Origin of the sequence: Bacillus sp. FSL R5-0654 (genome assembly GCF_038008745.1) — a bacterium.
GTDB classification, from domain to species: Bacteria; Bacillota; Bacilli; order Bacillales; family Bacillaceae; genus Bacillus; species Bacillus safensis.
This window is the reverse complement of record NZ_JBBOZV010000001.1, coordinates 2275442-2298360: the sequence shown is the minus strand read 5'-3', so window position 1 is coordinate 2298360 and position 22919 is coordinate 2275442. Positions and strand designations below refer to the sequence as shown.

Below are 22919 nucleotides of genomic sequence, written 5' to 3'. Positions count from 1 at the left end.
AGATGAAGCAGATAGAACATACAGAAGCGAGCGATCGGCTGATCAGCTCGAAGAAAAATAGGCAAATGGATGAAGTAAGAGGAAGTATTTTGGTGAAATTCTGCGCATTCTTAATGATTGCAGTATCCATCGCCATCACAATATTCCTTGGCATTAAGGGTTTACAATCTTTCATCGTAAATGGTGTAAGCCCAATTGAGTTCTTAACCAGTATCAATTGGAACCCAACAGCAGAAAACCCGGAGTACGGCGCATTTCCTTTTATCTTTGGATCGATCGCCGTCACGCTTCTATCGGCACTTATTGCAGCGCCGCTAGGCATCGCAGGAGCGATCTTTATGACAGAAATTGCACCTGCATGGGGCCGGAAAATTCTCCAGCCAGTCATTGAATTGCTTGTAGGGATTCCATCCGTTGTTTACGGATTCATAGGTCTTACAGTATTGGTGCCGTTTATCGGACATTTCAAGTCAAGTGGCTCAGGGCATAGCGTGTTAGCAGGAACGATTGTCCTGTCTATTATGATTCTGCCAACCGTTACATCTATTGCAACTGATGCAATGGCTTCCCTTCCAAAAAGCTTACGTGAGGGATCCTATGCACTTGGCGCTACAAGATGGCAAACGATTAGACGTGTGCTTGTACCGGCAGCTCTTCCAACATTAATGACAGCAGTCGTTCTTGGAATGGCAAGAGCATTTGGTGAAGCCCTTGCCGTTCAGATGGTCATTGGAAACACGCGTAATTTACCAGAGAGCATTATGGATACAGCTGGTACATTAACAACCATTATTACGTTAAACATGGGTCACACAACGTATGGAAGTGTTGAAAACAATACACTTTGGTCAATGGGTCTTGTCCTTCTAGTTGTATCGTTTATGTTCATACTCATTATCAGATACTTGTCGTCTAGGAGGAAGATTTAATGAATAGCAAAATGACCGATCGTTTTGCCACGTTTGTTTTTGGAGTATGTGCCGCCATTATTACGGCGATCCTAGTTGGTTTGTTTTCTTATATCATCTTCAACGGTGCAAAAGAATTAAATTTTGACTTTTTGACAACCCGCTCAAGTGCAATTGGCTCTGGCGGCGGTATTAGGGATCAGCTGTTTAACTCGTTTTACATTTTGTTTATAACAATGTTGATCACAGTACCACTTGGTGTCGGCGGTGGAGTGTACATGGCTGAATATGCGCCTCAAAACAAAGTCACTGATTTTATTCGCACATGTATTGAAGTGTTGTCTTCACTTCCTTCTATTGTCATTGGTATGTTTGGTTTACTCATGTTTGTCAATTTAACAGGCTGGGGCTATACGATCATCGGAGGAGCTCTTGCGCTCACGGTGTTTAACTTGCCAGTGATGGTCAGGGTGACAGAAGACGCGCTTCGCTCTGTACCAAAGGATCAAAAGGAAGCATCACTTGCGCTCGGTGTGACGAAATGGCATACAGTGAAGACAGTCCTGATTCCAGGTGCGATTCCTTCTATTATTACCGGTGCGATTTTAGCATCAGGAAGAGTCTTTGGGGAGGCAGCAGCGCTTCTTTTCACAGCAGGTCTCACCACACCGCGTCTTGATTTTACAAACTGGAGTCCATTTTCTGATACGTCACCACTGAATATTTTTAGACCGGCAGAAACATTAGCCGTTCATATATGGAACGTCAATACACAAGGAATCATTCCAGATGCAGAGGCCATTGCAAATGGTGCATCAGCCGTACTTGTGCTTTCAGTTTTAGTATTTAACTTAGCAGCTAGATGGCTTGGTTCATTTATTCATAAAAAGCTTACGTCAAAATAATGTGAGAGAGGTGTGAAGGGGATATGGTTCAAATGCTAGCAGAAAAAAAAGAGATTGCAGCAAAAAAGGCTCCACTTCAAGCGGAACAGATTTTACAGGTGCAGGATTTAAGCATTTATTATGGTGAAAAAAGAGCGGTCAATCATATTTCATTTGAAATTGAGAAAAACGCAATTACCGCATTAATCGGCCCATCTGGCTGCGGGAAATCAACCTTTTTACGCAGCATTAACCGCATGAACGACTTGATCCCAGGTGCGAGAAGTGAAGGGGCGATCATGTACGAAGGACTTAATATTTTGGATGACCGCATTAATGTGGTGAATTTAAGAAGAGAAATCGGCATGGTTTTCCAAAAACCAAACCCATTTCCTAAATCGATCTACAATAACATTACCCATGCGTTAAAGTATGCGGGTGAAAAAAGAAAATCAGTGCTTGATGATGCGGTAGAGGAAAGCTTAACAAAAGCGGCGCTGTGGGATGAAGTCAAAGATCGTCTGCACCGCTCGGCTTTGTCATTATCCGGCGGTCAGCAGCAGCGCCTTTGTATTGCGCGTACACTTGCGATGAAGCCCAGCGTTCTTTTGTTAGATGAACCTGCTTCTGCCCTAGACCCGATCTCAAATGCAAAAATTGAAGAGCTATTATCAGATTTGAAAAATGATTATTCGATCGTCATTGTGACACACAACATGCAGCAAGCGTTACGTGTATCTGATCATACGGCCTTTTTCCTGAACGGTGATCTAGTAGAATATGATGCCACTGAACGTATCTTTACACGTCCTGCGCAGCAAAAAACAGAAGACTATATCAATGGTCGATTTGGATAAGGCGGGTGGATTTTGATGAATGCAGTAGCAACTGAAACAGCAAAAAAAGAAGTGTTTCGTGTGAATGATATGAACCTTTGGTACGGACAACATCACGCACTGAAGCATATTGATTTAGACATTAAAGAGCATGAAGTCACAGCAATTATCGGTCCGTCAGGCTGCGGAAAGTCAACGTTTATCAAGACCTTAAATCTTATGGTCAAAACAGTGCCAGGTGTGAAAATCACCGGAGATATGATGTATAACGGCGACAATATTTTAAAAGGCCGCGTTGATCTAGTGGAACTGCGTAAAAACGTCGGGATGGTCTTTCAAAAAGGAAACCCATTCCCTCAGTCTATCTTTGATAATGTCGTCTACGGACCAAGAATTCACGGCGTGAAGAGCAAGCAGCAATTGAAAGAAATCGCTGAAAAAGCGCTTCGTGATGTTGCCCTTTGGGATGAAGTGAAAGATCGATTAAATGCACCAGCATTAGGTCTTTCCGGCGGTCAGCAGCAGCGTCTTTGTATCGCAAGAGCTATTGCTACAAGCCCAGATATTTTACTAATGGATGAACCAACATCAGCGCTTGATCCTGTCTCAACATTAAAGATTGAAGAATTAATTATGAAATTAAAAGAGAAATACACGATTGCCATTGTGACGCATAACATGCAGCAAGCGGCGAGGGTATCAGATAGAACAGCCTTCTTTTTAATGGGAGAGCTTGTTGAGGTCAATGATACGAATGTGATGTTCTCAGAGCCAAATGATCAAAGAACAAATGATTATATATCTGGTCGATTTGGATAATAAAACCCCCTGGAGGTCAGCGCCGCCAGGGGGTATTGTTGTTATTTTGTTAAGGCTTTGACGATTTGTTTGAACGTCATCCCTGTTTTTAAATTGAACTTGCCTGCACGAATTTCTTTATGGTAGCCGGCGTCAATCACGTAATCATTAAAATCTTTAGACGAGTTGATGATTCCGTCCTTTTCAAGCATGTCTGAAACATCACTTGTGCTCATCCCGTTTTTAATAACAAATTTGACCGATTTGCCTTTAGGCTTGTCCGATGTTTCTTTATCATTTTTAGAATCGCCGTCTTCATTTGCTTTCAGTGCTTTTTCTTTATAATCAAGAAGCTGCTGATATGTTTCACGGCTGACAGAGACTTCTTTTTTAGAGTCTAAATAGTTTTTCACATCGGTGTCTGTTACTTTCGCTGCGAGCGTTTCTTTTGTGGTTGTATCAGCCGCCGCTTCATCTTTTCCAGTGAGGAAAAAAACGATCGCCAGAACACCAGTTGCAAGAATCATACCTGCCGCAAACGTTTGGATGCTTTTTTTCGTCATACAAGCACCTTCTCATTGTCTTTAATGATCATGTTGACCTCATCTACAGATACATGCTCAGCGCGCGCAATGGCCTCAGGAGACATGCCATTTTGATGCTTTGAAATGATTTGTCTTGCGATAGATGGATCAATTTCTGAATGTTTGCGGACGACAATGTTTGTTTCAAGCAATTCTTCTTCAAGAACCTTCATTTTCTTTTTCAGTTTATAGATTTCTTGCATTGCAGATAGTTGAAGTGTTTCAAGTTCCTGCTCGACTTCTTTAATCGGCTCTCTTTGAAAATATGAGAATGCGATCAGTACGATACTGACAACAAGCAATCCGATAATTGCAATTTCCATGTTTCATCACCTTTTATTCATATTTTAATGCTGAAAGCCATAAAAGGCTTTCATGATTGTTTCAGACAGTTTTCGACCCTTCTTTTTTATACCATAAAAAAGCTAGTTTCAAAAGGAATTGCTGAAAAAATCACCTTTTTTTCATCTTTTTTCTTTTTATATGAAAAACGAGTATGAAAATCTTGCTCGCTGTCAAAATAAAAGAGGGTTTCTCATGTATACAGTACGACAAAGATTGAGGTTTTATAGGGGAGCAGGCTATTTTTCATGAAATGACCATACGATATGGATCAGAACGCGGATGGATTGCACTGAAAATCAAATTGGTGAAAAAACATTCTAGCATTCCTAAGCTAGAAGTGGTATTATAGTTAGGTCTGAATGTGAATTGATTTTAGTTTGGAGGGAAAAACATGCGCGTAAATATTACTCTAGCTTGCACTGAATGCGGTGAGCGTAACTATATTACTAAAAAGAATAAGCGAAACAATCCAGATCGCGTTGAATTCAAAAAGTATTGCTCACGTGATAAAAAACAAACTTTACATCGTGAAACAAAGTAAGCAGCAGGGAATTTTCCTGCTGTTTTTTTATGATGGGAGATGATCTTTGTGAAAAAGGAACTTCGCCTTCAAACATTAGCCAAGCTGGACCAGATGAGTGCCGAAGAATTCAAGCGAAGCACCGCTTTACTTCATGAGCGCTTGTTTCAACTGCCAGCATGGAAACAAGCGAATACGGTTGCACTTACCATGTCTAGAGGAAAAGAGGTACCGACAATGCCTCTCATTGAAAAAGCATGGCGGGAGGGGAAAACAGTATGTGTACCCACCTGTTTTCCGGAAACAAAAGAGATGACGTTTTATGAATATACACCAGAAACGAAAATGATCTCCCGCTACTTTGGGCTATTGGAGCCAGATCCTCTGACGTCGGCTACTGCATCTAAAGAATCAATCGATTTGATCATTGTGCCTGGTGTGTGCTTCGATCGACAAGGCTACCGTATCGGATATGGGGGCGGCTATTATGACCGCTACTTAGCTGACTATCACGGCGAAACGCTTGCCCTTTGTTTGACAGTACAGCAAACCGAGCATATTCCGGCTGAAACGCACGACATCCCGGTCTCAATCATGGTCAGTGAGAAAGGTACCATATATCTAAAATAAAGTCCGCTGCTTATACATATGAACGGGCTTTTTGTGTTGAGCGAAGGTGCTTGCTTATGATCAAAAGTCACATACACGATAGCGATCAACATTCTTCATTAAAAGGCATTTTAGCTGACAGGGGATATGTTTTGAAAAAATTTCGTGAAAAGAAAAGGTACTTCCGTAATATTCGGGAGGAAGTGAATACTTGTGACTTGATCGTGATTCATGGTTTTATTTTTGGCATACGCACCTTGATTTTTTTGGAGTCGGGGAAAATAGCTTAAAAATAAGAAGAGAGCATATCAAAGCTCATATCGCATTATATCATAGGCGGCTAAAACAGCTTGAAAGCTTTGAAAAGCCATACCAAACTTGGATTTGTATTCACGAACATGACCTTGGTTTAGACGCTGTATATGTTCATACACCAAATCCATACGACAGTTACTTCCCGCACAAGGTGGAGGAGTTAGAGCGAAATTGTAGGCTGCCTTATACTTTCAAGGATTTAATCGACCTTCTCAATTTGACGTTTCTTATGATCAATCAGAGTGCGGAGAGGTCTATTATATTCAATCAAAAGAACAAGGGATTAGATTGTGAAGGCCTCTTTATGAAAGGAACCTTTTAAGCGATAAAAACGATGGTTCATGCATAAACAAATCCTATTTAAGCCACGATACGAACATAGGAGGGAATATGATGAATAAAATGATTTGGAGCATTGTGTTCACACTGTTTGCATTCGTTCTCGTGCAAAATCGTTATCGGCTCATGAATTTGGTTTTAGGGCAAAATCAAGTCCGGCACTTTTTGATTAAATGGCTGATGAAAATCCCATATTTTCGGACGAAATTTATTCGCCAAGCATTCTAATCCCGCAAAAGCCGGGATTTTTTTGTTTAGAAATGCGGATAAGAACGATTCTTGCTATAATAATGTAAAAAATGGAGCGCGAATGTATGAATGTCATAGATAGTTTATTTTGGCGAGTTGTTGATGAACTTAGACAAAAAGGATACGAGATGATTCAAAGTCCGTACCCAGAAGATGAAATATTTTTTGAAGCACCACGAAACTCAGGTTATGATCTTATCCGTCTATATAGAAAAGATGTGAATTTCAGGCAGGAGATCGTTCGAGATATCGAGGAGCAAACATATCGGATCAATCAGCTGAGAGAAGCTATGCGTAAACGATCTCTTCATCTCCTGCAGCTGCAATTTACAACTGATGTTCCAGTAGATGATTGGGAAGACTTAAACGGTCAGCCGCAAAAAGAGAATAAGGTGACAGTTACTCCTGTATTACTCAGTGCAGACACGCTTCAAAACGATGTAAACGAACTGCAAAAATGGCTGAATACATCGCTTGCAGTAGATGTAGAAGAAGCGAAGAAAGATACAGCTGAGAATGCAATGCAGCTGAAAAGGAACGTGCTTCAGGCATTTGATGATCAGGAAAAACAGCGAGAACGAGAACGGGCCGTGTTTCAAAATGGGAGACCCATTTTTACCTACTTGCTGATTGCTGTCCAAGTGGTGATGTTTCTTTTACTTGAGCTGTCAGGCGGAAGTACCAATACCGCAACTTTAACAGCATTTGGTGCTAAAAATAATGTGCTGATTTTAGAGGGTGAATGGTGGCGCCTGATGACACCAATGTTTTTACATATTGGCTTGACGCACTTACTCTTTAATACTTTTGCTCTTTGGTCCGTTGGAGCGGCTGTTGAGAGAATTTATGGGTCGGGAAGATTTTTGCTCATCTATTTGATTTCCGGCATTTTTGGCTCTATAGCGAGCTTTGTGTTTAATACGGCAATTGCAGCAGGCGCTTCTGGCGCGATCTTTGGCTGCTTAGGCGCACTGTTATATTTAGCCATCTCAAACCGAAAGCTTTTCTTTCGGACGATGGGGACAAATATTATTGTCATTATCCTCATCAACCTAGGAATAGGCTTCACTGTATCAGGTATTGATAACGCAGGGCATCTTGGCGGCCTGGTTGGCGGTTTTTTCACCGCATTAGCTGTCCGTCTGCCTAAACAGATCCAGCCTGTCAAAATGCTTCTTGCGAGTGCTGCTTTGCTCTTTATTGGTGGTTTTGGATTGTATACAGGGTTTCATTCTGACGATCAAAAGCAAGCAGCGGCAACAAGTGAGGCAGCAAGTTTATTTGATGAGAAAAAGTATAGCGAAGCAAGTGAACGACTAGAGGAATATGTGCACGATAAAGATGCATCAGCTGAGGCACTTCATATCTATGCACTATCGGAAGCGCAGCAGGGCCAACTTGATAAGGCTATTCAATTTTTACAAAAGTCGCTTGAAAAAGATCCAGATGATCCAAATAAACTGTATCATTTATCGCTTTTATACGTAGAAAAAGGAGAGACAGCGAAAGCAGAGGACCTATTAGCGAAAGCGTTAAAACAAGATCCTCAAAATGATCAATTTTTAAAGCTGAAACAATATATCGAAAATAGTCAAACACGTTGAATGACTTGACTGAAAGCGCATTTATGAATACGCTTATCCTATCTGTTGATGAAAAGAAATGGTGGAAACAATGAAAACGTTATATGATGTACAGCAGCTGCTCATGAGATTTGGAAATTATGTGTATTTCGGAGATCGTGAAGTAGAATTAGAATTTATGGCAGACGAATTGAAGGAAATGTATACAGCGGGCATCATTGACCGGACCGAATGGTCAAACGCAATGACGATTCTTCAAATGGAGCTAGCCAAATTAAATCGAAAAACAATGTGAAGGTGGAGGGCATATGACAGGGGATTGGTTTGTAGGTATTGATCTTGGCGGTACGACAATTAAGCTTGCGTTCATTAATCTATATGGTGAAATTCAGCATAAGTGGGAGATTCCTACGGATAAATCCGGGCAGACGATCACAGTCGATATTGCCAAATCAATTGACCATAAACTGGTTGAGATCAGTATGCCGAAATCAGCACTTATTGGGATCGGAATGGGTGCACCTGGACCTGTAGATAAAGTATCTGGCATCGTCTATAAAACAACGAATCTGGGCTGGACAAACTACCCCTTGAAAGATCACCTAGAGGCAGAGACGGGACTTCCATCTGTCATTGAAAATGATGCGAATATTGCTGCACTCGGTGAAATGTGGAAGGGTGCAGGCGATGGCGCAAAAAATATCCTGATGGTCACACTTGGAACAGGGGTTGGCGGCGGCATCATTGTCAATGGTGAAGTTGTTCAAGGGGAGACAGGTGCTGGCGGAGAAATTGGCCATATTTGTGCCGTTCCATTTCAAGGAGCACCGTGTAACTGCGGAAGAACAGGCTGTATTGAAACGATCGCATCTGCAACTGGCATCGTCCGGATTGCAAAGGATAAATTAGAAACCGAGCAGCATACATCTTCACTTGGCAAGCTCGCTTCGTTATCGGCAAAGAATGTATTTGAAGCGGCGGAAAACGGAGATGATCTTGCAATGCGTGTCGTAGAAGAAGTGACGACACATCTTGGACTTGTCCTAGCGAATCTTGCTAGTGCTTTAAACCCAACAAAAATTGTAATTGGCGGCGGTGTTTCAAAAGCAGGTGAGCTTCTTCGCAGTAAAGTAGAGCGCATTGTGAAACAACATGCTTTCCCGCCTTGCGCTGACGATGTTGAAGTGGTAATTGCATCACTCGGAAACGATGCGGGTGTTATCGGCGGTGCATGGATGGCAAAAACCAAATGGCTGTCTTGAACAAAAAAGTCATAATGATGTCATTTTTATTAAAAAAAGCGATAGATAGGCATGAAATTGGATGTTTAGCATATTCATAAGTTTGTCATGAGGAAAAAGACATTGATTTTCCATCATATACAGGATAAGATATACTTTAGTTATTTTTCTAGAAGCACCAATAATTAGGGTATATCTAGAGCCTGGGTGCGCGCTTAGCATAAGGAGGTTACAATGCGAAAGAATAGATTAAAGGCGATTTCATTTTTACTGATTGCGACATTGCTGATGTGGGTCAAAACCTATGTTATCTATAAATCTAGCTTCAATATTAAAATTGAAAATTTCATGCAGGAGTTTATCCTGTTTATTAATCCGCTTAGCTTTCTCTTGTTTATCTTCGGTATCGGTTTATTTTTCAAAGAAAAAAATCGCAATCGATATATCATCGTGACAAGCTTTATCCTAACATTCGTTTTGTTAGCCAACATTGTGTTTTATCGATTCTATAGTGATTTTCTAACCATCCCCGTCCTATTTCAAACAAACAATATGGGTGACCTCGGGTCCAGTATTACCTCTTTAATTGAACCAGTCGATTTACTGATGTTTGTTGATATCATCATTTTAATTTGGCTCTATAAAAAACAGCCTTCCTTTAGAACAGATGTCACCGTTTCACGAAAAGAACGAGCAGCATATTACTTATTTGTGGCAGCTACATTTTTCTTTAACCTTGGTTTAGCTGAAACAGAAAGACCAGAACTGCTTACTCGCTCATTTGACCGTGAGATGCTGGTGAAAAATATCAGCTTATATAACTTCCATATTTATGATGGGGTATTGCAATCGAAGCAGTCCGCCCAGCGGGCTCTTGCTGACAGCAATAGCTTAACTGAAATTGAAAACTATGTAAGCGCAAATCAAACGGACCGTAATGAAAAGACATTTGGTCAAGCAAAAGGACGAAATGTCATTCTTGTATCACTTGAATCGACACAGAGTTTCGTGATCAATGAAAAATTAAACGGGAAAGAAATTACTCCATTTTTAAACAAATTGATCAAGAAGAGCTATAACTTTACTAATTTTTATCACCAAACAGGTCAAGGGAAAACATCTGATTCAGAGTTTATTGTAGATAATTCTCTTTATCCACTTGGAAGAGGGGCTGTGTTCTTCACAAATCCAAGTAATGAGTTTACAGCGACACCTGAGCTGTTAAAGGATGAGGGCTACCACTCTTCTGTTATTCATGCGAATAACAAAAGCTTCTGGAACCGTGACCTTATCTACGATAGCTTTGGCTACGATAAGTTCTTTGATATTAAATCATTTGATGTGAATGAAGAAAACTCAGTTGGCTGGGGACTGAAAGATGGTCCGTTCTTTGAGCAGTCCGCTGAATTAATGAAATCGATCCCGCAGCCTTTCTATACGAGATTGATTACATTAACGAACCATTTCCCTTTTGATTTAGATGAGGAAGATAAGCTCATTGATGAATATGATTCAAAGAGCAAAACACTGAACAAGTACTTCCCTACAGTGCGTTATCAAGATGAAGCCCTTAAGCTTTTCTTTAAAAAGATGAAGGAAGCTGGGTTATACGATAACTCCATTTTTGTTTTGTATGGGGATCACTACGGAATTTCTGAAAACCATAACGAAGCCATGGGACAATTCTTAAATAAAGAGATTACGCCATTTGAAGAAGTGCAGCTTCAAAAAGTCCCGTTTGTTGTACACATTCCAGGGGTAACGGATCAACATCCAAAAGAAATTGATACGGTAGGCGGTCAGGTCGATATCCGTCCAACTGTACTCAATCTTCTAGGGATTGATACAAGTAAACAAATTCAATTTGGTCATGACCTTTTATCAAAAGATACGAATGACTTTACAGTACTCCGTGATGGAAGCTTTATTACGAAGGACAGCATTTTTACAGATGGTGTTTGCTACAATAAAGAGACAGGCGAGCCAGCAGATGATAAAAATGTGTGTCAGTCTTATGAAGAGAAAGCGAAGCAGGAGCTTCAATTCTCTGATCAAATCATCTACGGAGATCTCCTTAGATTTTATGATCGAAACAGCCCGGACCATTCACCATCCAAAAAAGAAGGTGAAACGGAGCTGAAAAAGGCGTCCTAATAGATGAAAAAACCTCTGCTATTTTAGAAGCAGAGGTTTTCTTTTTTTGTCTGACGGCTCATATAGTATGAGAGGAGGGATGTAAATGAAGACAACGTCGTTTGGAAAAATTGAATGGCAGCTGGATGAAGCAGGGAGGGATGCTGTGGCAAAGCAGCTTGGTATTGGCAAAGCTGCTTTTCATTTATCTAATCAATCAAGCACTGATAACCTTCTTTTACCGGGATATAGACTTCCAGAAGGAGTCCATGTATTTGAATCGATAGGTGATGTGCAGAGATTTATTGCACCTTACAGACTGCAGCAATCCGATGATTGGATTAATGGAACATTTGAATATGATAGCGCTCGATTAGAAGAAGAGCTGAGCCGCTTGAAAGCCGTATTTCCTTTTCTTCATATCAGCGTCATTGGCCATTCAGTGCTTGATACACCTATTTATGAGATCCGAACAGAGCCTGTTCAGCATTTACATTCTATTCATCTCAATGCCTCTTTTCATGCAAATGAATGGATCACGACGTCTGTTTTATTAAAATGGTTGAAATCGCTTTGCTTAGCAGCGTCAGATCCGGTTCAGGCAAGACATTATGAAGCGGTTCATATTCTGCAGACCACCGCTTTATCCATCGTGCCAATGGTCAATCCAGATGGAGTGGATTTGGTTCGTAATGGACCGGAGTCACTAGGTCTTCATCGTGAAGAATTCACACTGCTAAACGAGGGATATTCCGATTACCGGGAATGGAAAGCAAATATTCGAGGGGTGGATTTAAACAATCAATTCCCTGCTTATTGGGAGATCGAGTACTATCGTCATCAGTCGAAGGCACCGTCCTACCGGGATTATCCTGGGCGCGAGCCATTAACAGAACCAGAAGCGAAAGCGATGGCCAATCTTGCGTTGCGAAAACGATTTGACCGGCTGATCGCCCTTCATACACAAGGAGAAGAGATCTATTGGGGGTTTCTTGGCCATGAGCCAGCCCTCTCAAAAGAAACGGTCAAACGATTCGAACTAGTGAGCGGCTATAAACCGATCCAATATCTCGACAGCTATGCAGGCTATCGCGATTGGTTTATTTATCAATTTCATAGTGAGGGCTATACAGTCGAGCTTGGTCTAGGGAAAAATCCTCTTTCCATGGATCAATTTGATTCGATCTATGAAAAAACAAAGCGGCTTTTGTGGGAAGCGTGTAAGTGTTAAAAGCACCTGTCTGGTGCTTTTTCATATTTTGAGAAAATCAATTGCTTATGGTCAATAAAAACAATGTTGAAGCAATTGACGAAGGCTTCCTAGTAAGCTATTGTGAAAGATATGGATGTAAAAAAAAGGATATGATTTAGGGAGATGTCGACTATTGAGTGCTCAAAGCCTGTGGAAAAGAAATTTTACTTATTTATTTGTTTCTAAAATGTGCAAAATTACGGCTGATAGTTTATCTTTCAACACCATCTTGTGGCTTTTAGTACTAGGAGGGAAAGGGGCTATAGGGACAGCTTTTTTTATTGCAGTCAGCTTTGTTCCTCAAGCGATTGTTGGACCATTTATTACGCCTATGATGAAGCCGCATCAATTGAAATTTTGGATGTGTTTTGCTGATTTAACACGAGGAGCGATTATCCTTGTGATCGTGGTTAGTTACTTTTATGGTTTCACACCATTAGTCCTCATCATTGGCTGTATGCTGCTGCATTCGGCGACAGGAGGCTCCTATGAACCGGCATCTGTATCGATTATCCCAAAGCTTGTTCATGAGGACCTCATACAAAAAGCGAATGCAACGATCCAATCAGCAAGTCATGTAGTAAGACTTGTGACGGTCACGATTTGTGGTGTCATGATTGCATTTGTAGGCGTAGGTTATACAATGCTTGTGATCATTCCTCTTTACCTTTTGTCCGCTTTATTGGTGTTCATGATTTCATATCAAACAGAAGTCATCATCGATAAAGCCAAAAAAGGGTTATCTTACGGCAAAAGATTAATTCGAGGTTTTTCACTTGTGAGAAGCCATCATATTTTGTTTTCATTAGCGATTTTTTGTGTCTGCTCAAACTTTGCTGCGGCACCATGGGAAGCATTGTCTGTTATTTATTTAACGGAAGACTTACATAGTGGACCGGTCGTCTATTCATTCATCAAAGTCACAACCGCACTAGGCGCATTTTTGATGGGGTTTGTTTTGACAAAGATAAAAGTGAATCGGTATGGATTGCTGTTTATAGGTGCTGGGATTGTTGATGGAATCGCCTTCTTTATCACAGGTATGAACGCATTGTTACCACTTGTGTTTATATCAGCTTTTGCTTTAGGAGCAGCCATTAGTGCAGTTAACGTACCCGAACATACGATGATTCAATTGTCAGTTAAGGCAGAGGATCAGCCGCAAGTGTATGCGATCATTAACATGATTTCCTACTTGATGATTCCGTTAGGCGCCCTTATTGGCGGTTATATGGCAACCCTGTTTGGATCTGGGTATGTCATTGCGGCTGGCGGCATCATTGAAGCTGTTTCAGGTATATGCCTGCTTCTGTTTACAAAGATCGGGAAGGTAGAGAGAGCAGATTTGACGATAAAACGAGACAAACCTGCCGTAAACGCAACGTAAGCATGGCATGATTGAATCAGGATAGGTTACAATGAGGACGAGAAAACATGAGAATTTAATGGAAAGGGGAAAAACGATGGCTATAGCAGACGTCACCATCATTCCGATAGGCACTGAAACACCAAGTGTCAGTGCTTATGTAGCAGATGTACAAAGAATTTTAGAAGGCTTTCAACAAGAAGGGAAAATCAAATATCAATTAACACCGATGAATACGTTAATTGAAGGCGAATTATCCGTTTTATTTGAGGTCATTCAGCGTATTCATGAAGCCCCTTTTGAAAAGGGATTGCACCGAGTAGCGACCAATATTCGCATCGATGACAGACGGGATCAAACCACAACACTTACAAGCAAATTAGAAAGCGTGAATAAGCATTTAAATCAATAAAAAAAGCCTGCTAAATGCAGGCTTTTAATGTGCAGTTGGATAACCGCTATAGATGATGGTCATGACAGTGAACCATCCAAAAACCAAAAATGTAGCGCCTGCAAAAGCGATGGCAAGTACGTTCACTTTTTTTAGTGAGCGATAGATACCGAGCGCAGCTAAAATCGTGACTAGACCAAAAATAATGACGAGCATCATGTGAAAGTCCCCCTTTGTCATCAATCCCCTTGATTTCCTTTCTTTTCATTTTAACCGTTTTCATAAAGCTTGTCGAGTAGATTCCAGTTGACGATTGTTTGAATTTTTATTGAATAGCCTTCATAATAAAAAAGAATGAATAAAGTAGGTGATGAAAATGAATTGGAGAAGAATGCCACTAGGCTATGTACAAGCGAACGCATATATTTGGAAAAATGAGCAGGGAGAATGCTTAATTTTTGATCCAGGCGGTGAAGCGCAAAAGCTGATTTCCTATGTAAAAGAAAAACAGCTTACACCACTTGCTGTCTTATTGACACATGCTCACTTTGATCATATTGGCGCGGCAGATGAGGTGCGCGAAGAGTGGGGAGTGCCGCTGTATGTACACGAAAATGAAAAAGAATGGCTCACGAACGCTGAATTAAACGGTTCAGCTCGATTGATTGGGAATGGAATTACGGTCAAAGAAGCTGAAAAATTGATTACGTCAGAAGGAACGCTTCAAATTGGATCGTTTACATTAGAAATGTTCCATACACCAGGGCATTCACCAGGCAGTGTGTCTTACTATTCGGCGGAAGAGGGCTTTGTTATTTCTGGTGACACGCTATTTGAAGGCGGCATCGGGAGAACAGATTTAGTAGGCGGCAGTCAGGAAGTGCTGCTACAATCAATCCATCAAAAATTATTGTCATTGCCAGAATCAACTCTTGTTTTAAGCGGACATGGCGGGGAAACGACTGTGCTGACGGAACAGGAGCAAAATCCGTTTATTAATGGTTTTTCTCTTTAATTGCAGGCATGAAAAAAGCATCTCTTTCAAAGAGATGCTTTTTTCAATTAATGTCCGGTACCGGGAACCATGATGAAAATCGAATAATATGTAAATCCGGCAAAGAAAATCGTCAAGTACGCTCCGAAAATGTAAATATACATTCTTTCGGATAAATTCAAGTAGGATAAAAATACAAAAAGAACGGTTTGACCGAAGAACAGCAGCGATGCATCTTTCATATGTCCTAAATAGAACATGACAGCAAAAATACCCGTCCAAAAGCCAAGCACGCGGAACATGCGATTCATTTCTTTCCCTCCCCTTAAAAACCCCTTTGATTCATATTATAGCTGATCATCACTTGTTATGTAAACATTTACATTTTTGACATCATGTGAACAATTTATTTTGAATGTAGAAAAAATTTTTTTGAAAAAATGATGAAAAAGTGTTTATGCTGAAAAGCATGAGGGTACTTACTCCATAAGAGAAAAGGTTAACGACCTAAGGAGGAAGACTAATGAGTGACATTACTTTTTATTCATACCCGAGCTGCACGTCTTGCCGCAAAACAAAACATTGGTTAAAGGCGAATCAAATTGATTTTAAAGAGCGTCACCTTTTCAGAGAAACGCCAACACTAGATGAATTAAAAAAGATTCTTTCTTTAACAACAGAAGGAATGGATGAAATTTTAGCCACACGAAGTCAGGCTTTTAAAAGCTTAAATTTAAATATTAATGACTTAAAAGTAAACGAGGTCTTACAGCTTCTCATTGAAAAACCAAAGCTGCTCCGGAGACCAATCATCATTGATGGGAATAAATTAGTGGTCGGCTATAATCCAGGAGAACTCATGAAAATATCAAAGAAGAAAGCGATTCATCAATCGGTTTCCTAATAAAAAACGAAGATCAGCTGAAACAAGCTTCAGCCGTCTTCGTTTTTGTGCTGAACTGGGCTAGCTGGGTTCGAACCAACGATCACGGAGTCAAAGTCCATTGCCTTACCACTTGGCTATAGCCCAATATCAAACGTGTAATGTTATTGTTCACCATCTGCGGTCATTTATACATAAAAGTTGTATGTCACGAGTTTTAGTGAAAAAGGAGCGAAAGAAATAAATGAAAAATGAAAAATCAAAGCAATTATACGAGTTTATCCTAAAAGAAGCCCCTGTCATGACCGAAGAATGGCTAAAAACAAGAACAGAAGAAGGCTCATTATATTCTAAACATGCTTCAGAGGAAACGGAAAAGAAGCTGAAGGAACAGAACACGGCGTTTATTCAAACCATTGCAGCCACGCTTGTGACGCTGTCAGACAAAGTAGAAAACCATTTGAAAAAGTGGTCTGTTGATATTGCACGTGATCGAGCAGTGCACGAGGTGCCGCTATATGAAATCATTGGACAGTTTAAGATTTTCCGCCACATTTTCTGTTCGAGAATTGAGACATTCACCCAAGAAACAGAGCTTGAAGTGACGCTGCAAGATGTGTGTCAGTGGAATCAGCACTTTCACGCCACATTTGATGACATGATTGAGCGCTTATCAGAAGAATATGACCGCGTGACACTTAGTCAGCTGAATGCACAAAGAGAGATGATACAAGAACTAAGTGCCCCAGTTATTCCAGTATCAAAGGAAATTGGGATTTTGCCGCTGATTGGAGAGATCGATACGTACCGGGCCAAAATCATTCTGGAATCCGTACTAGAACAGGCTTCAAGACTGCGTCTAACGCACTTATTTATTGATATTTCTGGTGTTCCCGTTGTTGATACGATGGTGGCTTATCAGCTGTTTAAAGTGGTCGATAGTGCGAAACTGCTAGGAATTGAGACGATTATTTCAGGCATCCGACCAGAGATCGCTCAAACTGTAGTGAAACTGGGCATTGATTTCTCAAAAGTAAATACTGAGCATAGCCTTGCAAAAGCGTTAGAAAAAAGAGGATTTCGTATCTTTGAAGAGCAGCCGCAAGAAGCCACATCATGACCAAAAAACCTGTACTTGTAAAAGTCAGGTTTTTTTATATGCTCTTTTCTAAAAAATGATGTAATGCATCGTGAGTTGAGGGTTTTCATCATTTATTAGTCATGAAAATCATAAATTGCTCTTTTGTCATTCACGTTCCGCCATTCTACAATGTGATCACAGAAAGGAGTGATCCACTTGTATGGGATTGAATATTTAAGGCAAGAGCTGCTAGAAGAAGCATGCCGCATGAGGGCTTCTGATGTGCATATTGTGCCAAAAGAAAAGGAAGCTTCGGTGTCATTTCGTGTTGATTCAGATTTAATCCAGCAGCGAATGATTGATAAAAAAAGCGGAGAGCGGCTTATTGCACATTTTAAGTTTTTATCTTCTATGGATATCGGTGAAAAAAGGAGGCCGCAAAATGGCTCACTAGCTGTGATGCTAAGAAAAGGTCAAGTATTTATTCGGATGTCTACCTTGCCGACAGTGAATGATGAGAGCTTAGTGATTAGGATTTTACCGCAGGATCATGTTCCGAAAATAAAACATCTATCATTATTTCCGAAAGCCTCAGCCAGATTATTATCCTTTTTAAACCACTCGCATGGACTCATTTTATTTACTGGGCCAACAAATTCAGGGAAAACGACAACACTATATTCATTGATCCAGTTTGCAAAAAAGAATTTTAACCGAAATATTATTACACTTGAAGATCCTGTGGAAACAAGAAATGAAGAAGTATTACAGGTTCAAGTAAATGAAAAAGCCGGCATCACGTATGCCGCTGGGTTACGCGCTATTTTAAGACATGATCCAGATGTGATTGTGCTAGGAGAAATAAGAGATGCTGAAACGGCTAGAACGGCGATTAGAGCAGCACTGACAGGCCATTTAGTATTGAGTACGCTCCATGCAAAAAACGCAAAAGGAGCCCTTTATCGTATGCTTGAATTTGGTGTCACGATGAATGAACTTGAGCAAACGATGGTTGCGATTGCTGCGCAGCGATTAATCGAGCTCACCTGTCCTTTTTGCGGAGAAAGATGTCAGCTTTACTGTAAATTAAATCGACCGATCAGACGAACAAATGTATTTGAACTGCTGTTCGGAAAAGAGCTTGGTGAGTGTATCAAGGAGGCTAAAGGAGAATATGCTCACTCGTCATATGAAACACTGCAAAGATTAATTCGTAAAGGAGTGGCACTCGGCTATTTATCAAAAAACACTTACCATCGCTGGGTTTATGAAGAAGCGAGCCTCTAAAGTATGGTCTAAAAAGGATCAAGCTGAATGCCTATCAAAACTGGCTCAATTAATTCAGGCTGGATATACATTGATTGAGGCATTAGTGATGGTGAATATCCAGTTATCAAAACAACAGCGGCAGCAATTAAAACTAGGTATTCAGTGGCTTCACGAAGGCGAGCCTTTTTATGTAGTGCTGGAGAGACTCCATTTTCAGCGGGAAGTCATCGCTATACTATGTTTTTCTGAGAAGCATGGCAGTCTAGCCCGTGCTTTAGAACAAAGCGCCCGTTTTTTAGAGAAAAAAATCAAACAGTTAGACACGTTTAAACGTATGTTACGTTACCCGCTTTTCCTCATCTTCACGGTTTTGGTCGTGCTGGTACTCGTTCAGCAAATGATCATTCCTCAATTTTCTGTTTTGTACTCATCGATGGATACCCGCATGTCTTGGCTGATTCAAGGGATGTTTGGACTATTTCAATTCCTTCATGCTTTTCTGCTCATCACTAGTTGTCTGTGTATCTGTCTTATTGGATATTATGCTGTTTTTTTTAGGAAAAAGTCGACCCTTGAGAAATTGAGGGTGATGAGTAAGCTGCCTTTTTTATATAAAGGGATGCAGCTGATGCATACGTACCTTTTTTCTCTTCAGCTCAGCGGACTGCTTCAAGCTGGATTATCGATGTACGAAGGTTTGCAAGCTTTTAAACAGCAAAGCTACCTGCCTTTTCTTCAAGAAATAGGTGAACAAATGATGGAAGAGTTAAGAAAAGGAGAAAGCATGGCCCATCAAGTAAGCGTGTCTCCTTTTTTCGAAAAACATTTTGCAGCCATTATCAAGCATGGTGAAGCCAGCGGAATGCTTGCGAGAGAAATGTACACGTACAGCCAATTTCTATTAGAGAATGCAGAGCTAAAAATTGAAAAATGGATGTCTTGGCTGCAGCCAGTTATTTATGGGGTAACAGCACTTCTTATACTCATCGTGTATTTATCTATTCTTTTACCAATGTATCAACTAATGGAGCAAGTGTAAGAAGGAGGACAGAGATATGAATGATAAAGGATTTACCCTGTTAGAAATGTTAATAGTTATGCTCGTAATATCCATTCTTTTACTCATTACCATACCGAATATCACACGTCATCACCAAGCGATTCAGGCAAAGGGCTGTGAAGGGCTTAAATCAATGGTCAGCACACAAGTGATGGCATATGAATTGGAGCATGATGGGAAGACGCCATCTTTAGCTGAATTAGAAAAAGAAGGTTATGTCAAAAAGGGGTTAACTTGTCCTAATGGAAAAGCGATTGTCATTCAAAACGGCAACGTGAAGCATGAATAAATTATTTTTACATGAGAAGGGTTTTACCCTGATTGAACAGCTGATGATCTTACTTGTTTTATCGATTGTATTGTCGATCATGGGAGGGAAAATCCCAAATATAATAGAAAACGCTGAAGCCAAAAGACAAGTAAACATCATGAAACAAGATCTTCAAATGGCATCATATACTGCATTTATCAAAAAAACACGTGTACATGTTGGGATCCATCCGCCGCATGTATCTTATCAGGTAATAGATCAAAAGAGTAACGAAGTCATTGCTTCTTATCAACATAAAAAGGGCAGCATCAAAACTTCTACATTCTCGCAAGGTATCTATTTTAATGCAAACGGACATCCAAGCAGCGGTGGATCTTTCATTGTCGAATTTGGCAGTCAAACGTATAAACTCACGATTTATTTAGGAAGCGGGCGAATCCATGTTCAAAAACAATAGAGGATTTAGTACGTTTGAGACACTGTTTGCCTGTCATCTCTTTCTATTTGCTGCCCTAATGCTCATGCCAGCCTATGAAAAACTCATGATGGGGAAAAAGGAAGTGAGAGCCAAGCTTGAAGCTTATCAGGTTTTACATGAACAGATGAATGAAGCATTCATAAATGGGTCAACACCTTCCATCAAAAAGAAGAGAGGCGAGATCACGTATGTTTTCAATTGGCGTAAACAGAAGGGATGTGTTTCATACAAAGTACAAAAAAAAGAGACCATATGCTTTCAGCATGTGGAGCGATGACAAAGCTTTTACCCTTTTACAAGCTTTGTGGCAATTGAAGCTCTTTCTATTTCTTTCTTTTGGCTGTGGACTGATCTTTTCAGCAGCTGAGAAAGCTCGTCCATTTGAAAACATCAACGGATTTTCCCAAATGGAGTGGAAACAGACTGTCCTGCAATTAGATGAGGAATTAAGTCGTGCCGATGCTGTGAAATCAGTGAAAGATGGAAAAGCGTTAGAGTATATTTCTGATCAAGGGCGAGTGGTAACAATTGAGCCATATCAAGAGATGCTTCGAAAACGAACGGATCAAGCTGGACATCTTCCTTTATTGCATAAGGTGAAACAATTTCACGTGAGAACGAGTCAGCATAGAGCGATTCTAAAAGTCACAGATGGATCTGGTAAAGTGTATGAAGCCGTTTTTTTCACATATAAAGGGGTGGTTCGTAAATCGTGAAAAGAGAGGAAGGGTTTATCTATCCGCATGTGCTTGCGGCGATTTTATTTTTTCTCTTGATCCTAGGGGCGATAACGATGGGGTTTCAAAAAGAACTGAAAAGTGCAGAGCTGACGATTTCTTTTTATAAAAAACAGCAGCTTTTTAGGGTGGGTGTGAGTGAAGCTGCCAGCACAGTAGAACGTATTTGTGCGAAACAGAAAACCCATATTGATACTGAAGAAGGCCGTGTGACACTGAAGCGGATGAAATGCGATCTTAAGAAAAAACTTGTCCTTGTTTTGGTGAAGGTGAAAACAAAAGATGGTTTATCCGATGAGCGTGAACTGATGCTGGATTGGAAGACTGGTGAAATCATGAGATGGGCAAATCCTGATTAGCCAGTGTATAAAATCATCCTCTTCCTGGTAAGACTTGAAGGAAGAAGAGGTGAAAGTGCTTGAAAACAAATGACTATGTAAAATATATGACGCAGGAAATCATTAAATATATGAATACACCACGTGACGAACGGAAGGAACACAAACAAGAAAAAATAGAAACGAAACCGCCGTTTTCACAGCGTTTATTTGGGGTTCTGCCGTTTGGCTTATCCATGATGCTTAAAAAACGTCAGCGCCATCGACGAAAGTAAAAAGCCGCCCAGCAGGCGGGTTTTTTATGCCACTTTAGCTGTATTCCTCCACAACAATCACTTTATTCACCTTGTTTGAGTAAGGGTTATAGGAAATGGTGACGAATACCCCAAATTCCTTTGTATGGTCTTTTAACGTAATATGATACTGTTTCACAGATTCCTTATCGCGGTGGCGGTCCCATACTTTTTGTTTAAATAATACTTGCGTTAGCGGGTATCTTTTTTTTGCTTCTTTGACTGCCCGCGTTTCCCATTGATCTGCGGCGGCAGTCAAACCTCTCGCATCAACGGGTTTGACCTCTAGAATCATAGAACTCAGCAGTAAACTGAGCATGATTATGATTTTTCCATATTTCACTTAACATCACCTCACCTCTTCATATCCTGACCAAATCCTACATTTTTATGTAAGTTTTAAGAAGTACAAATGTCACACAAAAAAATATTGAATATGGTGAAAAAATGAGAAAATGGGAGAATTTTCTCGTAATGGTTCTTGTTTAAGAACAAAATGGACTAATTTGACGTTTTGGGATTCATAGGTATTTCCTTATACTGTATATAATCGTTCTTTTTAAAGAACAGTTGTTCAAGGAGTTGAAGGAATGAATGAAACAGTCGCTCTTTGTACTCTTTTGTGCCATTTGTTTGATTTTGACGTCTTCCATCATGACACCAACGAATGCTTCTTTTAACGATGTTGAGCACAAAAACTTTGTCATGAAAACATGTGAAAATTTTGAACAGACAGATCAGCATTGTCAGCCGAAAAAATGGGATGAAAGTCAATTGGAGCTTATCGATCAAACGATGATCGAAGGAACAGTCTGCGCACCTCAAAAGCTGAGCATGACACTAAAAAATAGTGGACAGCCTATTGCGTACTCTGAATGGAAGTGGGAATTACATAAAATAGGAAATGGTCAGAAGCCATTACAAGATGGTCATATTCTTGAAAAGGGCTCCATAAAGTCCCTGTTATCGCAAGAAACAGCGACTGTCACGACAGATAAAGCAAAAACAAATGGAAGCTATGCATTTAAAATCTATTATCCTAAAGGGTTTAGCGCATCTGATCAGGCGTACTTTTGGTCTAAACCGATGGTGCTCTCAAAGTGTCAAGAAAAGGCGTCCTAAATGGAGCTGTCTTTTAAAGTGAAAAAATGATAGGCGAAGG

At 40.3% G+C, this 22919-nt stretch carries 31 protein-coding genes and 1 tRNA gene; 26 read left to right on the top strand and 6 right to left on the bottom strand.

Annotated features, from left to right (window positions below):
• Positions 1-2 precede the first annotated feature (2 nt).
• From pstC to pstB (NSS76_RS11595), 4 genes are read left to right on the top strand one after another with little or no spacing between them, the layout of a single operon-like run.
• The gene (gene pstC / locus NSS76_RS11610; protein WP_024422994.1) at positions 3-929 is read left to right on the top strand and encodes a phosphate ABC transporter permease subunit PstC; all 927 of its coding nucleotides are present in this window, start codon (positions 3-5) and stop codon (positions 927-929) included.
• Positions 929-1813, top strand: coding sequence for a phosphate ABC transporter permease PstA (pstA, locus tag NSS76_RS11605; protein WP_172881354.1), 885 nt, complete (start codon positions 929-931; stop codon positions 1811-1813). Before pstC ends, pstA begins: the two co-directional genes overlap by 1 nt.
• A gap of 23 nt (positions 1814-1836) precedes the next feature.
• Positions 1837-2649 carry a phosphate ABC transporter ATP-binding protein PstB gene (gene pstB, locus NSS76_RS11600; RefSeq protein WP_024422992.1) on the top strand — a complete coding sequence of 271 codons (813 nt, stop codon included), beginning with the start codon at positions 1837-1839 and terminating at the stop codon, positions 2647-2649.
• A 15-nt stretch (positions 2650-2664) separates the two neighbouring features.
• A complete protein-coding gene (gene pstB, locus NSS76_RS11595; RefSeq protein ID WP_024422991.1) occupies positions 2665-3447 on the top strand; it encodes a phosphate ABC transporter ATP-binding protein PstB in 783 nt (260 codons plus the stop codon).
• Positions 3448-3488: 41 nt separating this feature from the next.
• On the opposite strand, the gene NSS76_RS11590 is transcribed toward pstB (NSS76_RS11595), so the two are convergent.
• On the bottom strand, positions 3489-3989 hold the full coding sequence (locus NSS76_RS11590) for an endolytic transglycosylase MltG (protein WP_024422990.1): 501 nt from the start codon (positions 3987-3989) through the stop codon (positions 3489-3491).
• Positions 3986-4333, bottom strand: coding sequence for a hypothetical protein (locus tag NSS76_RS11585; RefSeq protein ID WP_024422989.1), 348 nt, complete (start codon positions 4331-4333; stop codon positions 3986-3988). Before NSS76_RS11585 ends, NSS76_RS11590 begins: the two co-directional genes overlap by 4 nt.
• A gap of 413 nt (positions 4334-4746) precedes the next feature.
• Between NSS76_RS11585 and rpmG the strand changes: the two genes are divergently transcribed.
• The 10 genes from rpmG to NSS76_RS11535 all read left to right on the top strand — a co-directional run bounded on the left by rpmG (position 4747) and on the right by NSS76_RS11535 (position 14374).
• On the top strand, positions 4747-4896 hold the full coding sequence (rpmG, locus tag NSS76_RS11580) for a 50S ribosomal protein L33 (RefSeq protein WP_008360061.1): 150 nt from the start codon (positions 4747-4749) through the stop codon (positions 4894-4896).
• A 48-nt stretch (positions 4897-4944) separates the two neighbouring features.
• On the top strand, positions 4945-5505 hold the full coding sequence (locus NSS76_RS11575; RefSeq protein ID WP_024422988.1) for a 5-formyltetrahydrofolate cyclo-ligase: 561 nt from the start codon (positions 4945-4947) through the stop codon (positions 5503-5505).
• Between the two features lie 687 nt (positions 5506-6192).
• The gene (locus NSS76_RS11570) at positions 6193-6366 is read left to right on the top strand and encodes a hypothetical protein (RefSeq protein WP_162176177.1); all 174 of its coding nucleotides are present in this window, start codon (positions 6193-6195) and stop codon (positions 6364-6366) included.
• A gap of 86 nt (positions 6367-6452) precedes the next feature.
• Positions 6453-7991 carry a rhomboid family intramembrane serine protease gene (locus tag NSS76_RS11565; RefSeq protein WP_326161462.1) on the top strand — a complete coding sequence of 513 codons (1539 nt, stop codon included), beginning with the start codon at positions 6453-6455 and terminating at the stop codon, positions 7989-7991.
• Positions 7992-8061: 70 nt separating this feature from the next.
• Positions 8062-8265, top strand: coding sequence for a YqgQ family protein (locus NSS76_RS11560; RefSeq protein ID WP_025092967.1), 204 nt, complete (start codon positions 8062-8064; stop codon positions 8263-8265).
• Positions 8266-8278: 13 nt separating this feature from the next.
• A complete protein-coding gene (locus NSS76_RS11555) occupies positions 8279-9232 on the top strand; it encodes an ROK family glucokinase (RefSeq protein WP_025092968.1) in 954 nt (317 codons plus the stop codon).
• A 213-nt stretch (positions 9233-9445) separates the two neighbouring features.
• Complete coding sequence (locus tag NSS76_RS11550) at positions 9446-11365, top strand: LTA synthase family protein (protein WP_024427981.1); 1920 nt, start codon at positions 9446-9448, stop codon at positions 11363-11365.
• Positions 11366-11450: 85 nt separating this feature from the next.
• The gene (locus NSS76_RS11545; RefSeq protein WP_122631097.1) at positions 11451-12575 is read left to right on the top strand and encodes a M14 family metallopeptidase; all 1125 of its coding nucleotides are present in this window, start codon (positions 11451-11453) and stop codon (positions 12573-12575) included.
• Positions 12576-12729: 154 nt separating this feature from the next.
• Complete coding sequence (locus NSS76_RS11540; RefSeq protein ID WP_122631096.1) at positions 12730-13983, top strand: MFS transporter; 1254 nt, start codon at positions 12730-12732, stop codon at positions 13981-13983.
• 76 nt (positions 13984-14059) lie between these two features.
• Entirely contained in the window at positions 14060-14374 is a 315-nt protein-coding gene (locus NSS76_RS11535) for an MTH1187 family thiamine-binding protein (RefSeq protein ID WP_024427984.1), read from the top strand.
• Positions 14375-14398: 24 nt separating this feature from the next.
• On the opposite strand, the gene NSS76_RS11530 is transcribed toward NSS76_RS11535, so the two are convergent.
• Positions 14399-14572 (bottom strand): DUF2759 domain-containing protein, encoded by a 174-nt coding sequence (locus tag NSS76_RS11530; RefSeq protein WP_003217333.1) that lies wholly within the window; start codon positions 14570-14572, stop codon positions 14399-14401.
• A gap of 157 nt (positions 14573-14729) precedes the next feature.
• On the opposite strand from NSS76_RS11530, the gene NSS76_RS11525 reads away from it, so the two are divergent.
• Positions 14730-15368 carry an MBL fold metallo-hydrolase gene (locus tag NSS76_RS11525; protein ID WP_024422981.1) on the top strand — a complete coding sequence of 213 codons (639 nt, stop codon included), beginning with the start codon at positions 14730-14732 and terminating at the stop codon, positions 15366-15368.
• A gap of 47 nt (positions 15369-15415) precedes the next feature.
• Here NSS76_RS11525 and NSS76_RS11520 read toward each other — a convergent pair whose 3' ends face one another.
• The gene (locus NSS76_RS11520) at positions 15416-15658 is read right to left on the bottom strand and encodes a DUF2626 domain-containing protein (protein WP_003217440.1); all 243 of its coding nucleotides are present in this window, start codon (positions 15656-15658) and stop codon (positions 15416-15418) included.
• A 212-nt stretch (positions 15659-15870) separates the two neighbouring features.
• Between NSS76_RS11520 and NSS76_RS11515 the strand changes: the two genes are divergently transcribed.
• Positions 15871-16251 (top strand): Spx/MgsR family RNA polymerase-binding regulatory protein, encoded by a 381-nt coding sequence (locus tag NSS76_RS11515; RefSeq protein ID WP_007501232.1) that lies wholly within the window; start codon positions 15871-15873, stop codon positions 16249-16251.
• A gap of 55 nt (positions 16252-16306) precedes the next feature.
• Here the strand turns inward: NSS76_RS11515 and NSS76_RS11510 are convergent.
• Positions 16307-16377, bottom strand: a tRNA-Gln gene (locus NSS76_RS11510).
• Positions 16378-16474: 97 nt separating this feature from the next.
• On the opposite strand from NSS76_RS11510, the gene NSS76_RS11505 reads away from it, so the two are divergent.
• The 9 genes from NSS76_RS11505 (at position 16475) to NSS76_RS11465 (ending at position 21739) form a co-directional block, all read left to right on the top strand.
• On the top strand, positions 16475-17350 hold the full coding sequence (locus tag NSS76_RS11505; protein WP_024422979.1) for an STAS domain-containing protein: 876 nt from the start codon (positions 16475-16477) through the stop codon (positions 17348-17350).
• A gap of 177 nt (positions 17351-17527) precedes the next feature.
• On the top strand, positions 17528-18598 hold the full coding sequence (gene comGA, locus NSS76_RS11500) for a competence type IV pilus ATPase ComGA (RefSeq protein WP_103131947.1): 1071 nt from the start codon (positions 17528-17530) through the stop codon (positions 18596-18598).
• On the top strand, positions 18579-19619 hold the full coding sequence (gene comGB, locus NSS76_RS11495) for a competence type IV pilus assembly protein ComGB (RefSeq protein ID WP_103131948.1): 1041 nt from the start codon (positions 18579-18581) through the stop codon (positions 19617-19619). Before comGA ends, comGB begins: the two co-directional genes overlap by 20 nt.
• A 16-nt stretch (positions 19620-19635) precedes the next feature.
• On the top strand, positions 19636-19929 hold the full coding sequence (gene comGC / locus NSS76_RS11490) for a competence type IV pilus major pilin ComGC (protein ID WP_024422977.1): 294 nt from the start codon (positions 19636-19638) through the stop codon (positions 19927-19929).
• A complete protein-coding gene (gene comGD / locus NSS76_RS11485) occupies positions 19922-20368 on the top strand; it encodes a competence type IV pilus minor pilin ComGD (RefSeq protein ID WP_103131949.1) in 447 nt (148 codons plus the stop codon). Before comGC ends, comGD begins: the two co-directional genes overlap by 8 nt.
• Complete coding sequence (gene comGE, locus NSS76_RS11480; RefSeq protein ID WP_073206282.1) at positions 20352-20666, top strand: competence type IV pilus minor pilin ComGE; 315 nt, start codon at positions 20352-20354, stop codon at positions 20664-20666. The genes comGD and comGE overlap by 17 nt, the downstream gene beginning before the upstream one ends.
• Positions 20578-21105 (top strand): competence type IV pilus minor pilin ComGF, encoded by a 528-nt coding sequence (gene comGF, locus NSS76_RS11475; protein ID WP_258011119.1) that lies wholly within the window; start codon positions 20578-20580, stop codon positions 21103-21105. The genes comGE and comGF overlap by 89 nt, the downstream gene beginning before the upstream one ends.
• The gene (locus NSS76_RS11470) at positions 21102-21485 is read left to right on the top strand and encodes a competence type IV pilus minor pilin ComGG (RefSeq protein ID WP_103131951.1); all 384 of its coding nucleotides are present in this window, start codon (positions 21102-21104) and stop codon (positions 21483-21485) included. Before comGF ends, NSS76_RS11470 begins: the two co-directional genes overlap by 4 nt.
• A gap of 59 nt (positions 21486-21544) precedes the next feature.
• The gene (locus tag NSS76_RS11465; protein WP_024422974.1) at positions 21545-21739 is read left to right on the top strand and encodes a YqzE family protein; all 195 of its coding nucleotides are present in this window, start codon (positions 21545-21547) and stop codon (positions 21737-21739) included.
• A 34-nt stretch (positions 21740-21773) separates the two neighbouring features.
• Here NSS76_RS11465 and NSS76_RS11460 read toward each other — a convergent pair whose 3' ends face one another.
• On the bottom strand, positions 21774-22052 hold the full coding sequence (locus NSS76_RS11460) for a DUF3889 domain-containing protein (protein ID WP_171464609.1): 279 nt from the start codon (positions 22050-22052) through the stop codon (positions 21774-21776).
• 299 nt (positions 22053-22351) lie between these two features.
• Between NSS76_RS11460 and tapA the strand changes: the two genes are divergently transcribed.
• Positions 22352-22879, top strand: coding sequence for an amyloid fiber anchoring/assembly protein TapA (gene tapA / locus NSS76_RS11455; protein ID WP_133744194.1), 528 nt, complete (start codon positions 22352-22354; stop codon positions 22877-22879).
• Positions 22880-22919: the final 40 nt, after the last annotated feature.

Coding starts and splice junctions, on each gene's coding strand:
- pstC (WP_024422994.1), top strand. CDS start 3: ATGAAGCAGATAGAACATACAGAAGCGAGCGATCGGCTGATCAGCTCG.
- pstA (WP_172881354.1), top strand. CDS start 929: ATGAATAGCAAAATGACCGATCGTTTTGCCACGTTTGTTTTTGGAGTA.
- pstB (WP_024422992.1), top strand. CDS start 1,837: ATGGTTCAAATGCTAGCAGAAAAAAAAGAGATTGCAGCAAAAAAGGCT.
- pstB (WP_024422991.1), top strand. CDS start 2,665: ATGAATGCAGTAGCAACTGAAACAGCAAAAAAAGAAGTGTTTCGTGTG.
- NSS76_RS11590 (WP_024422990.1), bottom strand. CDS start 3,989: ATGACGAAAAAAAGCATCCAAACGTTTGCGGCAGGTATGATTCTTGCA.
- NSS76_RS11585 (WP_024422989.1), bottom strand. CDS start 4,333: ATGGAAATTGCAATTATCGGATTGCTTGTTGTCAGTATCGTACTGATC.
- rpmG (WP_008360061.1), top strand. CDS start 4,747: ATGCGCGTAAATATTACTCTAGCTTGCACTGAATGCGGTGAGCGTAAC.
- NSS76_RS11570 (WP_162176177.1), top strand. CDS start 6,193: ATGAATAAAATGATTTGGAGCATTGTGTTCACACTGTTTGCATTCGTT.
- NSS76_RS11565 (WP_326161462.1), top strand. CDS start 6,453: ATGAATGTCATAGATAGTTTATTTTGGCGAGTTGTTGATGAACTTAGA.
- NSS76_RS11560 (WP_025092967.1), top strand. CDS start 8,062: ATGAAAACGTTATATGATGTACAGCAGCTGCTCATGAGATTTGGAAAT.
- NSS76_RS11555 (WP_025092968.1), top strand. CDS start 8,279: ATGACAGGGGATTGGTTTGTAGGTATTGATCTTGGCGGTACGACAATT.
- NSS76_RS11550 (WP_024427981.1), top strand. CDS start 9,446: ATGCGAAAGAATAGATTAAAGGCGATTTCATTTTTACTGATTGCGACA.
- NSS76_RS11545 (WP_122631097.1), top strand. CDS start 11,451: ATGAAGACAACGTCGTTTGGAAAAATTGAATGGCAGCTGGATGAAGCA.
- NSS76_RS11535 (WP_024427984.1), top strand. CDS start 14,060: ATGGCTATAGCAGACGTCACCATCATTCCGATAGGCACTGAAACACCA.
- NSS76_RS11530 (WP_003217333.1), bottom strand. CDS start 14,572: ATGATGCTCGTCATTATTTTTGGTCTAGTCACGATTTTAGCTGCGCTC.
- NSS76_RS11525 (WP_024422981.1), top strand. CDS start 14,730: ATGAATTGGAGAAGAATGCCACTAGGCTATGTACAAGCGAACGCATAT.
- NSS76_RS11520 (WP_003217440.1), bottom strand. CDS start 15,658: ATGAATCGCATGTTCCGCGTGCTTGGCTTTTGGACGGGTATTTTTGCT.
- NSS76_RS11515 (WP_007501232.1), top strand. CDS start 15,871: ATGAGTGACATTACTTTTTATTCATACCCGAGCTGCACGTCTTGCCGC.
- NSS76_RS11505 (WP_024422979.1), top strand. CDS start 16,475: ATGAAAAATGAAAAATCAAAGCAATTATACGAGTTTATCCTAAAAGAA.
- comGB (WP_103131948.1), top strand. CDS start 18,579: ATGAAGAAGCGAGCCTCTAAAGTATGGTCTAAAAAGGATCAAGCTGAA.
- comGC (WP_024422977.1), top strand. CDS start 19,636: ATGAATGATAAAGGATTTACCCTGTTAGAAATGTTAATAGTTATGCTC.
- comGD (WP_103131949.1), top strand. CDS start 19,922: ATGAATAAATTATTTTTACATGAGAAGGGTTTTACCCTGATTGAACAG.
- comGE (WP_073206282.1), top strand. CDS start 20,352: ATGTTCAAAAACAATAGAGGATTTAGTACGTTTGAGACACTGTTTGCC.
- comGF (WP_258011119.1), top strand. CDS start 20,578: ATGTTTTCAATTGGCGTAAACAGAAGGGATGTGTTTCATACAAAGTAC.
- NSS76_RS11460 (WP_171464609.1), bottom strand. CDS start 22,052: ATGATTCTAGAGGTCAAACCCGTTGATGCGAGAGGTTTGACTGCCGCC.
- tapA (WP_133744194.1), top strand. CDS start 22,352: ATGAAACAGTCGCTCTTTGTACTCTTTTGTGCCATTTGTTTGATTTTG.